The organism is Rhodococcus sp. FW305-130 (assembly GCF_058788335.1).
Genome location: NZ_JBYTAP010000003.1, coordinates 646,267 through 660,254, shown reverse-complemented (window position 1 = coordinate 660,254; position 13,988 = coordinate 646,267). Strand labels below are relative to the sequence as shown.

General features: G+C 60.7%; 14 protein-coding genes. 11 read left to right on the top strand and 3 right to left on the bottom strand.

Translation table 11 applies throughout. The features are described 5' to 3' along the window. Nucleotides 1-259 precede the first annotated feature (259 nt). The 4 genes from AC3WQS_RS13010 (at nt 260) to AC3WQS_RS12995 (ending at nt 5,069) form a co-directional block, all read left to right on the top strand. Nucleotides 260-1,147 (top strand): SAM-dependent methyltransferase, encoded by an 888-nt coding sequence (locus AC3WQS_RS13010; RefSeq protein ID WP_020968642.1) that lies wholly within the window; start codon nt 260-262, stop codon nt 1,145-1,147. 184 nt (nt 1,148-1,331) lie between these two features. Next, nucleotides 1,332-2,738, top strand: a complete 1,407-nt coding sequence (locus AC3WQS_RS13005; RefSeq protein ID WP_030537607.1) for a serine hydrolase — start codon at nt 1,332-1,334, stop codon at nt 2,736-2,738. A gap of 257 nt (nt 2,739-2,995) precedes the next feature. Continuing rightward, nucleotides 2,996-3,382, top strand: a complete 387-nt coding sequence (locus tag AC3WQS_RS13000; RefSeq protein WP_133053396.1) for a hypothetical protein — start codon at nt 2,996-2,998, stop codon at nt 3,380-3,382. 517 nt (nt 3,383-3,899) lie between these two features. Further along, complete coding sequence (locus AC3WQS_RS12995) at nt 3,900-5,069, top strand: carboxylate-amine ligase (protein ID WP_113682217.1); 1,170 nt, start codon at nt 3,900-3,902, stop codon at nt 5,067-5,069. On the opposite strand, the gene AC3WQS_RS12990 is transcribed toward AC3WQS_RS12995, so the two are convergent. Continuing rightward, nucleotides 5,063-5,218, bottom strand: a complete 156-nt coding sequence (locus AC3WQS_RS12990; protein WP_003945912.1) for a DUF6131 family protein — start codon at nt 5,216-5,218, stop codon at nt 5,063-5,065. The genes AC3WQS_RS12995 and AC3WQS_RS12990 overlap by 7 nt on opposite strands. Before the next feature lie 145 nt (nt 5,219-5,363). On the opposite strand from AC3WQS_RS12990, the gene AC3WQS_RS12985 reads away from it, so the two are divergent. The 3 genes from AC3WQS_RS12985 to AC3WQS_RS12975 all read left to right on the top strand — a co-directional run bounded on the left by AC3WQS_RS12985 (nt 5,364) and on the right by AC3WQS_RS12975 (nt 7,963). Beyond that, nucleotides 5,364-5,567, top strand: a complete 204-nt coding sequence (locus tag AC3WQS_RS12985) for a hypothetical protein (protein ID WP_003945456.1) — start codon at nt 5,364-5,366, stop codon at nt 5,565-5,567. A gap of 77 nt (nt 5,568-5,644) precedes the next feature. Further along, entirely contained in the window at nt 5,645-6,727 is a 1,083-nt protein-coding gene (locus tag AC3WQS_RS12980; protein WP_019747189.1) for a M48 family metallopeptidase, read from the top strand. Nucleotides 6,728-6,928: 201 nt separating this feature from the next. Further along, nucleotides 6,929-7,963 (top strand): baeRF2 domain-containing protein, encoded by a 1,035-nt coding sequence (locus AC3WQS_RS12975; RefSeq protein WP_492712650.1) that lies wholly within the window; start codon nt 6,929-6,931, stop codon nt 7,961-7,963. 37 nt (nt 7,964-8,000) lie between these two features. On the opposite strand, the gene AC3WQS_RS12970 is transcribed toward AC3WQS_RS12975, so the two are convergent. Together AC3WQS_RS12970 and AC3WQS_RS12965 are read right to left on the bottom strand one after the other, a co-directional pair. Further along, the gene (locus AC3WQS_RS12970; RefSeq protein WP_020906466.1) at nt 8,001-9,167 is read right to left on the bottom strand and encodes a MinD/ParA family ATP-binding protein; all 1,167 of its coding nucleotides are present in this window, start codon (nt 9,165-9,167) and stop codon (nt 8,001-8,003) included. A gap of 385 nt (nt 9,168-9,552) precedes the next feature. Continuing rightward, complete coding sequence (locus AC3WQS_RS12965) at nt 9,553-9,897, bottom strand: hypothetical protein (RefSeq protein WP_020968637.1); 345 nt, start codon at nt 9,895-9,897, stop codon at nt 9,553-9,555. A gap of 214 nt (nt 9,898-10,111) precedes the next feature. Between AC3WQS_RS12965 and AC3WQS_RS12960 the strand changes: the two genes are divergently transcribed. From AC3WQS_RS12960 to AC3WQS_RS12945, 4 genes are all read left to right on the top strand, one after another. Further along, on the top strand, nt 10,112-10,642 hold the full coding sequence (locus AC3WQS_RS12960; protein WP_020906463.1) for a hypothetical protein: 531 nt from the start codon (nt 10,112-10,114) through the stop codon (nt 10,640-10,642). Between the two features lie 108 nt (nt 10,643-10,750). Further along, on the top strand, nt 10,751-12,181 hold the full coding sequence (locus tag AC3WQS_RS12955; RefSeq protein WP_492712651.1) for a PepSY-associated TM helix domain-containing protein: 1,431 nt from the start codon (nt 10,751-10,753) through the stop codon (nt 12,179-12,181). Nucleotides 12,182-12,206: 25 nt separating this feature from the next. Then, on the top strand, nt 12,207-12,707 hold the full coding sequence (locus tag AC3WQS_RS12950; protein ID WP_019747182.1) for a copper chaperone PCu(A)C: 501 nt from the start codon (nt 12,207-12,209) through the stop codon (nt 12,705-12,707). After that, complete coding sequence (locus AC3WQS_RS12945) at nt 12,700-13,917, top strand: Dyp-type peroxidase (RefSeq protein WP_020906461.1); 1,218 nt, start codon at nt 12,700-12,702, stop codon at nt 13,915-13,917. Before AC3WQS_RS12950 ends, AC3WQS_RS12945 begins: the two co-directional genes overlap by 8 nt. The last annotated feature ends 71 nt before the right edge of the window (nt 13,918-13,988 follow it).

Genomic DNA, 13,988 nt, shown 5'->3' with positions numbered 1-13,988 from the left:
CCAGACTCTCTCTGGCTGTCCCGAACGGGGCACACACCAGTGAAGTCCTGCATCCTGGCCGTCCACTGGCACAACCCTGGCAGATTCCTGGCAGGGCTGATTTCAAACCGAACGCCTTGCACTACATAATGTTCCGACGCTGCCTCGTGGTTGTTCGCGCCCCAGTTCCGACCGTTCCGTTCCAGGCGGCAAGGGGTCGCTCGGGCGTAAAGTCGAGAGGGTTCGGCTCAGTCGTCCAGAGCGGAAGGACACCCAGAAAATGCGGAGCGATGGAGATACGTGGGACATCGTCAGCAGCGTCGGACTCACCGCGCTTGCAGTGGCGACCTTCCGCGCATTGGAAAGCGCCCGCTCGGACGCGATCATCGAAGACAAGTTCGCATCGTGGTTCGTAGAAGCTGCAGCGGAGCCGCATTTCACAGCTCTTCTGAAAGATCCGGCACTCCTCGACGACACACCCTTCGGCGGTTTCATGGGATTGCGAACCAGGTTCTTCGACGAATTCTTCTTGTCGTCAACCGAATCCGGAGTAAAGCAGGCGGTAATCGTTGCGGCGGGGTTGGATTCGCGTGCGTACCGGCTGGATTGGAACTCAGAATCGACAGTGTTCGAAGTAGATCAACCAAAGGTACTGGAGTTCAAAGCCGAAGTGCTCGCGGCGCGCGACGCCCAGCCGAAAACTGATCGACGCACTGTGCCTACGGATCTGCGCAACGACTGGCCGGCTGCGCTCGCGGAGGCCGGTTTCGATCCGAAGGAACCTACTGCATGGTCCGCAGAAGGCCTGCTCGCTTATCTCCCCGGCCCGGCCCACGACGCCCTGTTCGAGCGGATCGACGAACTCTCGGCCACTGGTAGTCGGTTGGCAGTGAACGACTTTCCGGCCGGCACGGACCCGAAGAAGCTGGCGACCATCAGATCCAAGTACTTTGCCGAGAACCCGTTCGGAGACCTGGACATTTCGCAACTGTTCTACAGCGACAAACGATCCGATCCCGGCCGGTGGCTCACTGAACACAATTGGACCGTCCGACGCTTCAGCTCGGTGGGGTTGGCAGATCTGTACGATCGCCGGATTCCTGATCTCCCCGAAGAGATCGCCGCACTGTCGACGCAGCCTTCTTTCCTGGCCGCGACCAAGAACTAACTCGGGCAGTCCTCACGAAAGTTACTCGGGTGCAGCATTTCTCCGTTTTGTCCAGCTTCACTATGCGTGTCACCACGACAAGTAGTTGACGGCACTCGAGGATGAACCGATTCAGTACTTCAGGCTGAGTACGTCTACACCTCAGACGGACGCGCGCCGAAGAAAACGCTGATGAAATGAGTCCATGAAACTCGAACACACACGCAGGAAGAGTCGCCCGCTCACGCTGGTGGCACTTGCCTCCGCAGCGGTATTCGCCCTCGCCGCATGTACTTCCGGGCCGGATTCTGCACAAACCTCGGACAACAGCACAAAGGTCTCCGCCACCGAGACACCCACGACAGTCACGATCCCCGACAGCCCCGTCGGCAAGCAGATCAGCTGGCTTCTCAGTGCGTTCAACACGAGCGCGCCATTGCCCCAGGAAGAAATCGCCGAGCACTTCGGACCCACCGCACCAGTTGTCCTGACGCCTCCGGACTTCGACTCCATCCGAGCCGGACAGCCCTGGACAACAGTGAATTACAAGGGAGGCGATACCGACGGCACCGTTTCCATCACCAGTACCACCGGCGGCGCGTTCGACATAAACGTCGTCGTCGACGGCAGCGGGTTGGTCCTTGGAATGGCGATAACACCGACCAAAGACGATCATGTGCCTGCCGCATCGTGGAAAGAGCTCGAGGCAGCTGTCAAAGCACTTCCCGCGCCGACGAACTTGACCGTCACCGAGGTCACCGGCGGAAAGAACGCCGAAGTCTTCGGTGTCGGCGACACCTCACCACAGCCCACAGGGTCAACGATCAAGCTGTACGTTCTCGGCGCGGTCGCGACGGCTGTCCAGAACGGGACACTCTCGTGGGATCAGAAGCTCACCATCACCGACGACCTCAAGTCGATGCCCGGCGGGACAATGCAGGACCTGCCGTCGGGAACCGAAGTCACGGTCCGGGAGACCGCCGGCAAGATGATCTCGATCAGCGACAACACCGCCACCGACATGCTGATCGCTGCTGTCGGGCGCGAGCAGGTCGAGGCCGAATTCGCCCCGATGGGCATGGCGGATCCTTCGCTCAACATTCCACTGAAGCCGACCCGCGCACTGTTCCAACTCGGCTGGGGCAACGATGGCGCACAACGTATCGCCTGGCGCGACGGAACCCCGGACGAGCGTCGAGCAATACTGGCGGCACTACCTGGCGGCCTGGTGGACATCCCGGCGTCAGCATTCACCACCCCCGCATGGCCTTTCGACATCGACTGGTTCGCCTCGCCCGCCGACCTGCGTGCCGCGTTGGTCTCGTTGCAAGAGATGGCGAAGACCGAGAGCGGTGCACCGGTTCGAGACATACTGGCCGAAGATCCGGCGCTCGGTGACGAGTCCGCGAAATGGTTCACCTACGGCGGATTCAAGGGCGGCAGCTCCATCGGGGTCCTTGCGGGTGCCTACTACGTTGAACACGACGATCGCGCCTGGGTCGTCGCCATGCAAACTCACGGTGACGACGCTGCCCTGGTTGCCGATCCGGCTCTGTACTTCGATCCGGTCGACGACGCGATGCTCCTGATCCAGAAGGATGCGACCAGCTAGAACGATAGAAGGTTGAGATTTCGCGACAGTCTCCGACTGGGTTGACAGATGAGGTCCGGATACAGAGAAGCCGCTGTGCTTCCAGTGTCATCCGGATGCACAGCGGCTTCGCCAAGTCTTAGCCCGTGGGGGGCTCGGTCTCGTCCGACGAGAATCCGTCGAAGAATGCGATGACCTTCTGAAGAAGTGCCGCGATGTCGAAATCTTCCAAGCTACCCATTGCGTTCGTCCTTTCGTTTAACACTGGAGGATGAAACGTGCATCTTGCAATTTCCAATGTAAAGCATGAAAAGCATTATTTCTCGACCACGTGGCACTTCGGTTGCAAATACCTCACTCAGCAAGATATGAGCAAATCACCGCAAATAACAGCTCCCACCCGCAATATTTCCACTTTCCACAACCCATTAAATTCCCTAATTCGCAAGTGGGTAAATCTTGAGAAAAATTTCCGTACGCGTCGATTACGAAAGATCCTCCTGGTGAAACTCTCAATCCAAGACCACGAGGCAGAGGAAGTTGCGACACGGATGACACGCAGTTTTCCCGCTTCCAAGAGGCGCCATCCACATACATGGTGGGCATTCGGCGGCGATAACGAACCGTTAGCAACACAATCCCAGGCACTTTCTCCCACCTTCTGACTTTCACCCATGACCACTGGATATTCTCGCAGATGAAACGCAATACCAGTTCGAAAATTACATATCTTCAGTGGATACTGTGCACGCGATTAACTGATCAAATGTCTGTTGACTCACCGAGTCCCCACACTTCGCCAGAACTTCACATCCGAATGCTGGACGTTAGTTTAGATGGGTTCGTATTTCTCGAAATCTGCCCGATAAAGGCGGCCCCACGGATAAACCGCGACTGGACCGCCGCAGGCCACCAGGTCACGATCCGCGCCTCGACGAAGGGCGTGCAGGCACCCTCGCATGAGGGTGAAATCGGGGGTGAGACATGCCTTGGGGTCTCGTTTTACCGAGTCCGACACAGTACGTTTTCCCAGGCACGCCAGTCCCCAGATTCATACGGTGTGCAAGGGCTCGTTGACGCTTCCGAGATGTTGGCAAGACCGACCACAGGCCCCGTTCTCCCGACGAGAACGGGGCTTCCTCGGGTCGGTTTCCGCCTTCGACCGACCGGGTAGACGCGAGCATGGGCGCCACCTGCTCGACCGGATCCACCGCTGGCCGCTACGAATCGACGACCCCGACCGTCGGCGTCGAAGAAGAATTCATCCTCGTCGACCCGACATCCTGGCTGCCGTCCACCGACAATGCCGCGGTTGCGGAAACCGCGTCGACACTCGGTTTGGATCTTCAGCTCGAGTTGTCCTGCTGCCAAGTCGAGACCAACTCTCCCGTGTGCCAGAGCATCGACGAACTCCGAACCCACTTGATCGACATGCGTCGGCTCGCGGCGAAAGCGGCCGAGTTGAACGGCTGCAGGCTGTTGGCCGTCGGCGCACCGCTTTCGGGGCCTTCTCGTTTCGAGATTAGCGACTCCCCTCGCTACCGCCAGATGGGCGAACACTTCGGCGCCCTTGCCGCCGAACAAAGTATCTGCGGTTGCCACATCCATGTGGGCGTCGCTGATCAAGTAGAGGCCGTGCAGGTCTGCAATCACGTGCGCATCTGGTTGCCTGCCCTGCTGGCACTGAGCGCCAACTCCCGTATCCACCAAGGAGTCGACACCGACTTCGCGAGTTGGCGGGCGATCCAATGGTCCCGGTGGCCCGTCGCCGGGCCGCCGCCGTACTTCGAGACACCCGGGGACTTCGACACTGCGGTCGCGAAGATGGTGGATTGCGGCGTGATGCTCGACAAGCGGATGGCCTACTGGGATATCCGGCCTTCCTGCCACCTACCGACCGTCGAGATCCGGGTCTGCGACGTTCAGCCGACGGTCGACGACACCGTATTGCTTGCAGCACTTGTGCGCGCACTGGTCGCCACTGCACTGCGCGCCGTCGAACGAGGAGTCGTCGCTCCGCGCACTTCCCTCGAGAACCTCCGCCTCGCAACCTGGGTGTCCGCGAAGGAAGGCGTCCTGGGAGCGTCGATCGATCCGGTTACCACACAAAGAATTTCGGCCACGGAACAGTTGCACCGACTCCTGATCCATGTCCGTGACTCCCTCGACGAGACAGGCGAGTACACGAGCGTGGAATCAGCACTGCGCGACAAATGCGTGACCGGCGGCGGCAGCGACTGGCAACAGCGAACGCTTCGCCAGGTCTGCCTGCGGAAACTGATCGCACGTGCGGTTGAGCGCACCGTCCCGACGGGCACGGATACGCATGACGGGTCGACCCCTGATCAGTAGTAATGCCTCCGACCACCGATAGCGTGCCCGGCCGCGCCCAGCGCGTACAGGATGATTCCGATCACCAACAAGACGACACCGATCGTCCAGAGGATCGGAATGTTCACCACGAAACCGATAATCAGCAGGATTACGCCGAGGATGATCATCACAAGCTCCTTCAGTGCGTTCACTCGGGCGGATACGCCCGCCTCGAGCCGCATACATCAGGGATACCCGTCGGCTGAGCGTTTCATACCCACTCTGACCGGGTATTTCGCTGGGCACCATAATATTTGAAGAATCGAGCCCGCCATGATGAGAATTGTGACTCTGATCGTTCTGATCTGGCTGATAGTCGGGGCCGTCGCGGCCGGCCAACGCGGCTACTACAGCAGTTCGCCGACCAACTGCGCCGGCGTCGGGACCATCGCGCTCACGGTCATCGCCGGCCCGCTGAACTACTTCGGCGTCAACCCCAAAGTCACGGATTGCACGCTCCCCCAGCCCACCGAGTGAGCTGCCGGACATCCGCGCTAAACCGACTAGTCGTTACCCTGGAGGTGAGTCGACACACATCGAAGTGAGGGGCCACCATGACCACTGCACCAGATCGCACCCGAATCGAGTTCCCGGACATCAGCTCGCGTGCGTGGGAACACCCAGCCGATCGGGCCGCATTGGTGACGCTCCGGACGCTTCGGGGGTTCGACACTGTTCTGCGGACGCTGTCCGGACTGCTCCAAGAACGTCAGCACCGCCTCATGTACCTCGCCACGTCAGTGCGAGTCGACGAACGCCAGTTCAGTGACCTGAACGATCTGCGCCGTGACTGCGTCGAGATCCTGCAGGCCGACGAGACACCAGAGCTGTTCGTACTCCAGACCCCGATGGTCAACGCCTTCACCATCGGCATGGACAAGCCGTTCATGGTGGTCACTACTGGTCTGCTGGACGTGATGAACTACGAGGAGCAACGGTTCATCATCGGCCACGAACTAGGCCACGCACTGTCCGGCCATGCCGTGTATCGCACCATCTTGATGCATTTGATGCGACTGGCCGGAACCATCGGATGGCTGCCGGTCGGCGGATGGGCACTGCGCGCGATCATCGCCGCCCTGATGGAATGGCAACGCAAGTCCGAACTGTCCGGCGATCGTGCAGGACTACTGTGCGGCCAGGACGTACACACAGCGATTCGCGTGCAGATGAAATTGGCCGGCGGATCCCGAGTCAGTGAAATCGACATCGACGCGTTTCTCGCCCAGGCCGCCGAGTACGACGCCAGCGGCGACCTCCGCGACGGTGTACTCAAGCTCCTCAACATCGAACTGCTCTCTCACCCGTTCTCGGTGCTTCGCGCCGCCGAACTCAAGAAGTGGGTGGACAGCGGAGACTACGCCGCGATTCTGCGCGGAAACTACCCCCGCCGCGGCGATGACGACGGAGCGAAGATCAGCGACGAGTTCAAGAATGCAGCCAAGACGTACAAGCAGAACTTCGACGAGTCGGAAGACCCCTTGGTCCGGATGGTGCGCGACATCGGTAGCGGATTGGGCGGTGCCGTGGGCGCCGTCGGGAACGGCGTCGGCGACGTAGCGACGGACATCAAGGAACGATTCACTCACTGGCGCAAGAGTTCCGACAGGTCGAAGGGCACTGACGACGCCGATTAAGCAGAATCGGGACCTGCCACCGAAGGCAGTCGGCGGCAGGTCCCGGGTTCTTGGCGTGAAGGTGATGCAGGCTTCCCTCTGCACCACCCTCACGTTCACAGACAGTACCAGCAGTCGAACAAACGTGCGAACTGAAAGCGGTCGTGTCGAATCACCAGTTGTCGGGTACGCGGCATAGGACCACTACAGAAGGGAGCCGACATGCATGCTGGGCGGCTGAAGAAGGTCGGTTCGAGTGACGGCCCGTTTGCCTCCGTGTACTTCGAAGACGTCCGCAACCGGGAAGATGCACGCGAGCGCTTCGAACTCGAATGGCGCTCGATGCGCAATCAACTCACTAAACAGGGAGCATCGGAATCGCTGATCGCGCGACTGGACGAGGTGAAGGACAACCATCACGGCATCTCAGGTCGCGCCGGACGCGCGATCGTCGCCACATCCGAGGCAGTGCTGATCGACGATATTCTGCTCGAACCTGCCGGCTCCACCATCGCGACCTTGGGCGAACTGCCCTACTTGATTCCACTGATCGCACACGGATACGACACCGAACCGTTCCTCATCGCAAAGGTCGACCACACTGGCGCGGACCTGTGCGTGCGCGATGCTCGCGGGCGTGACGTGTACGGCGAAACGGTAGACGGCGACGGCTTCCCGGTCCACAAGGCACACGTGGGCGGCCAGGAGCGGTACACCGACAGCCAAAGCCTCGTGGAGGAGAACATCCGAAAGAACCTGACACAGGCCGTGGAGCGCGCGGCGGCGCTCGCCCGCGAACACAAGGTCGCGCTGGTGGTCGTGATCGGAGAAGTACAGTCCCGCAAAGCTTTTGCACAGCTTCTACCGTCGACGCTACGGGTGGTGGACGTCGAAAAAGGTTCGCGTTCAGTCGGTTCGACACCCGCCGAGGTGTCGAAGTCGATTCGTGAACTGATCGACACGCAGCGACTACGCAGAATGGATGCGGAAACCGAACGCTACGTCGCAGAGCAGGGCCGGGACTCCGGCCTCTCCATCGACGGGACCGCACGCGTCCTCGACGCCCTCGAGCAGGGCAAGGTCGAGACACTGCTGCTCACCGATCCCGACGACAAGGAAGTCACCAGTGGAAAGCTGATCGGGCCCGCCGATCGCGTACTCCCCTACATCGCAATCGGGACCGGCACCGAGCTGATACAGATCGACGAACGCCTCGTTCTCGCCGACGGATACGGCGCGATACTTCGGCACCCCTGAACACCGGCCCGATGATCAGATTCGGGGGCGAGCACGTTCAGCGAGAAGCGTGCTTGCCCACCGAGTCCGGGAAACCGTCGGCAATCGCTGCGACGAGTTCCAGATATGCCCGTGCAGTGCGCTTGTTCAACAATTTCAAGTCGATCGGACCGCCCTCACCGAGGTGATCGTCATAGGGCAACGTCTTGACCGCTCGCACTCCACGCTGAGCGAAAACGTCCTCGAGTTGGTCGAGGTCGAGCGAAGACGAACCCGGCCGCGTCGCATTGATCGCCACGACCGACCTGCTCACCAGATCTGCGTAGCCGTGCTTGGTCAGCCAACTGAGCGTTGCTGCGGCACTACGGGCACCGTCCTGCGCCGTCGGGCTTACGACTACCAAAGCGTCTGCTTCGTCGAGAATTCCGTACATGGCAGAGTGCATGATTCCGGTGCCACAGTCGGTGATGACGATGTTGTAATGCACCTCGAGAATTCGCAGAGTATCGAGGTAGTCCTGCTCGTTGAAAGACTCCGAAGTTTCCGGATCTGCCTCACTCGCAAGGATTTCGAGTCGGCTGTCGCCTTGCGAGGTGTAGTAGCGAACATCGCTGTACGTACGAATGTCACCGTCGGCCAACAGATCACGAACGGTCAGGTGATGTTCACGTCGTTCACGATCAGCCAGAGTCCCCAGGTCGGGATTGGCGTCGATGGCTACGATTCGATCGCCACGGATCGACGCGAACGTCGAACCGACGGTCTTGGCCGCCGTGGTTTTCCCCACACCACCCTTGAGTGAGATGAAAGCAATCTTGTACACGCCGCGCACTGTTCGGTTGGCACGGCGCACCAGAGCTTGATGTTCGAGTTCGGCGGCCGACTGCCCGGTGTTGATCCGACCCCCGGTGAGTTTGAACAACACACTGCCCAAACCGCGTTCGGGTGGACGCTTCGCCCGCTTGATGATGTCCAGATCGTCGACGGACGTCATAGCTCTGGGCGTCGAGGTCCGAAAATCGGTCGGCTCTTCACGACGTTGCTGGCGCATCCGCTGACTGGGCAACGGTTTTGCCGCAGGTTCGTCGAATTGCGGCGTGAAGGTGACGGTTCGAATCGACGTTGCGTAACCGTCGTCGGACGCGTCGAAAAGGCCGTCGCCCTGAGTCGTTCCGGAGTTGTTCCCCAGGACTCCGTTATTCGAACCGTTGTTATCGCTGCGCACCGTTTTCCTAGGTCGAGTTCGGAATCATTTCGGACATAGCCTCTCGGACGCTATCACTCTGGCGGGCTTGCCGTTCTCTGCTCAATACCGTCACGGCACAACAGACCGTTACACCCGCACTTCGATGACTTTGGTCCCCACGCCTGTGCCGATCTCAGCAAATACGAACGTCGTAACGATATGCGGCACAGATATCTTCATCTGCCGCTGAAAACAGCCTTCCGCAATGTCAGGGCAAATCCCTTGGTAACAAACGAGAAAAGGGAGGGTGATCACCTGGGCGATCGCCCTCCCTTCATGGACAAGTGTTCAGCTGCTGCAGAATTCCGCGCTCTCGAACGAAGTGCCCCCAACCCTACGGATCACTCGTACCATTCGACCGCCATCACGGGCAGAGCACACTCTTCACGTATGCACCACTCGGTTTGACGGTGCCGTCCGACCTCACTGCGCCGAAATACGACTCTCGATCCGTCGTTGCCCCGTAAGGCGCGTAGTCGTTGAGACGGTAGAAGATGAGCGGCCCCAACCAAGACTTGGTTTGCTTGTCTGCCATCGCTGCCTGATAGATCTCGAGTTGACGTGCTTCGCTGACGCTGTCGGGAGTCCCACTTGTAGGCGCCCCGAACTCGGTAATCCAAATCTTTTTTGCAGAATCTCCGTTGGCAGTCATGATTCCGCGAAGGCTCGGCCGAACGATCCCGCCGCCCGCGAACGACTCGACACTCATCTGAGACCACGAGTTCCAGTCATGTTCATCTGTAGGCAGCGCCGGATACGAGTACGGATGATGACCGACAGCGTTGAACGATGACCGTGCACCATTCGTATACAGGGATTGCAAGAATGTGAGTGGCGCGACCTGACTGCCGTCGACGGCGTCAAACCGACTCGGCCGGGCTCGACTACTAGCCCTCGTAGTAGCTGCCTGTATCCTTTCGCGTATGACGCCGGGTCCGAAAGATGTCGCGCAGCTGCGCGGCGCTTTCGTGGGCGGTACCTCCGGCGCGGTTTCCGTCGCAGCCCACGCGCTCGGTGGCGGCGGCATGGCCCCGTCCGAGAGCGCGGTGGTGTTGTTGATCCTCGCGTGCGCGAGCGTCGGCGCGGTGGTCACGTCCATCGACACTCGCCGATCCCCTGCCCTCTTGCTCGCCCTTATGCTCGCTGCGGGTCAGGCCATCGGTCACGCGACATTGACCATCGCTTCGGATCATCAACACGGTCTGCTCCTGTCGCTTCCGATGCTCGCAGCGCACATCGCTGCCGTCGGAGTGTGCGCAGTTCTGATCCGCGGCGCAGAACACGGGTACGTCGTGGCGGCATCGACGGTGGCGGCAATCGTCGCCGTCCTATTGCGCCCGTGGGCACCTGAACCCTCGCCGTTCACTGCCCGTACTCGATACCGCGCCAAAGTTGTTCTGCGTCAACTTCTCACCTCAGGCCTGGGCACTCGCGGCCCACCGGCATTCGTGTAACTCACCTTCCCTTTCCTCTCACGCACGTGAATACGTGCGCCACTTTGCTGTGCGCCTTTATTAACCGCGGGCGGTTAATAAAGGCGCACGGCGGGATCGAGTACACGCATGTCCGCACCCGAATTGGAGCGCGCACAGACACGCGCTTCCAACGACAGCTCTCCCCCGAAGAAGCAGGTCGGCGGCGCCAGACCGCTGATTCTGCGCCTGCACTTCTATGCCGGAATCCTCATCGGGCCGTTCATCCTCATCGCCGCGCTGAGCGGTGGTCTCTACGCGATGGCGCCCACCATCGAGAAATTCGTCTACAGCGACTACCTCCAGACCGACACCACCGGACAAATCGCGTCGCTGAACGACCAGATCCGTTCCGCCCAGCAGTACCGCCCTGACCTGACCGTCTCGGCAGTACGTCCGTCCCCTGCGGCCGGAGAAACCACGCGGGTCCTGTTCACCGATCCGTCGTTGGGCGAATCGGAGAGGCTCGCAGTCTTCGTCGATCCAGTGCTTGCACAGCCGGTCGGCGAGCTGGCGGTCTACGGAAGCAGTGGTTCGTTGCCACTGCGCACCTGGATCTCTCAGCTGCATCGCCACCTTCATCTCGGTGAACCTGGCCGCCTCTACAGCGAATTGGCCGCGTCGTGGATGTGGGTGGTCGCACTCGGTGGCGTCTACCTGTGGTTCCGTCGATACCGCACCGCTCGGAACGCTCGTCTACTTACGATCGACCGAGCGTCCACCGGACGGAGCCGGACCCTGAACTGGCACGGTGTCGTCGGCATCTGGATAGCAGTTGCGTTGGTGTTTCTCTCGGCGACCGGACTCACGTGGTCGACGTACGCCGGAGAGAACGTCAGCAATCTGAGAACCGCATTGAGTTGGACGACGCCCTCGGTCGTGAAAACTCTCGGCGACGCTCCACCACCGGCAACGGGCGGGCACGAAGGTCACGACATGGCCCCCGCCGCCGCCGGCACGCTGACAGACAACAACGTCGGACGTGTCGACACCGTCCTCGGTATCGCCAGGTACAACGGGATCACCGGTCCGGTCGAAGTATCGATACCCGCCAACGCCGAGACAGCCTTCACCGTCGCCCAGACGCGTCAGCCGTGGGTGTACAGCAACAACACCATCGCAATCGACGGAGCGACGCAGAAGGTCACCGACGAGTTGTGGTTCTCGGATTGGCCACTCGCAGCCAAACTTTCGGCTTGGGGAATCCAGCTCCACATGGGCCTGCTGTTCGGCCTTGCCAACCAGATCGCACTCACCGCACTGGCACTCGCGTTGGTCAGCGTGGTCATTCGTGGCTACATCATGTGGTGGCGCCGACGCCCCACCCGTGGCTCCGACTGGGCTGTCGGCCGGGCCCCTGCCCGCGGCGGGATTCGCAACCTCTCCCCGCTCAGCATTGTTGCGCTGGTTGCGGTAACCGCACTGGTGGGCTGGTTTGTTCCGCTACTCGGCATCAGTCTTCTCGCATTCCTGCTGATCGACGTTTGCATTGCGGCGTTCAAACGCCGCGTCACCACCTGACACCTCACGAATCACGGAGACACACATGACTGTTCGAACAAAGATATTCGCAGCTGTTGCACTGACCGCAGCTCTCGCCTTGACCGGCTGTTCTTCGAACTCCGACAAGGAAACCGAAGCCGCACAATCCATCACAGTTCAGGATCAATGGGTCAAGGCAGCACCCGAGGGAATGAGTGCGGCGTTCGCCGAACTGGTCAACTCCAGCGACAAGGACGTACGCGTGGTCTCGGCAACCAGTCCCGCGTCATCGCGACTGGAACTGCACGAGGTCGTGACCGGGGACGGCGGCACGATGACGATGCGCCCCAAGGACGGTGGGTTCCTGGTCCCTGCCAACGGGTCCGCCAGCCTCACCCCGGGCGGTGACCACCTGATGTTCATGGACCTGTCCGCGCCGCTGCTCCCAGGCGCAGAAACCGACCTCACATTGATCTACGACGACGGTTCCAGCACCACGTTCACAGCCCAGATTCGCGACTTCTCCGGTAATCAGGAGAACTACGACCCGAATCACGGTGGCTGAGAACACGAACCCGCCCAGCCGAGCACTCAGCCGGCGGCGCCTTCTCGGAGGAGGTGCCGCCGCGCTCGGCGTCGCGGGAATAACTTGGGGCGCAACCACAGTGGTCGAGCGCAGCGAACACGAGCAGCAAGCAGGCAAGCTGGTGGAACCGTTCTACGGCGTCCACCAAGCTGGGATCGCCACCACTCCGCAAGCGCACGGCACGTTCATCGGGTTCGACCTCTTGCCTGGAGCCGATCGAGCAGTCGTGGTCGGGATCATGAAGATGTGGTCCGAGGATGCGTCACGGCTGACCGCCGGTAACCCGGCGTTGGCCGATACCGAACGGGAACTGGCCGTGGATCCGGCCCGCTTGACGGTGACCGTCGGCTACGGCCCTGGCCTGTTCACCAAGCTGGGATTGCAAGCACGTCAACCGGACTGGTTCGAGCCGTTGCCGAGCTACGAGATCGACCGACTTGACGATCGATGGGGCGGATCGGACCTGTTGCTGCAGATTTGTGGCGACGATCCGGTGACCATTGCTCATGCTGTGCGAGTTCTGACCAAGAACGTCCGATCACTGACGACAATCCGGTGGACGCAAAAGGGATTCCGTAACGCGCGCGGCACCACGCCCGAGGGAACCACGATGCGCAATCTCATGGGCCAAGTGGACGGGACGGTCAATCCGGCTCCGGGAACAGTGGATTTCGATTCACTGATCTGGCACGACGGCGCCGGTCAACCGTGGCTGGCGGGCGGAACCTCGTTGGTACTGCGACGCATTCGCATGGAAATGGATACCTGGGACGAACTCGATCGCTCGGGGCGCGAACTCACCATGGGGCGCACGTTGTCCAATGGCGCTCCGCTCAACGGAACCAACGAATTCGACGAAGCGGATTTCACACTCACGGACAAGTTCGGCATTCCGGTGATCCCGCCAGGATCACACATCGCGCGAGCCCACCAGACGCATGAGAAGGAGCAGTTCTTCCGTCGGGCATACAACTACGACGACGCACCCGAGAGCGGGCAGACCTCGAACTCGGGATTGATCTTCGCAGCATTCCAACGGGACATCGCCGAGCAATATCTACCGGTCCAACAGCGATTGAGTGACTTCGACGCACTCAACGAGTGGACGACGCCGATCGGTTCTGCGGTGTATCTCATTCCGCCGGGATGCACCGAGAACGACTATGTGGGAAGCGGATTGCTCGGCTGACAACCCCGGGTAACGATACTGTGGGGGGGGGGGCCGAACGGATCCCCCCCCCACAACACCTTCTCCCCCAA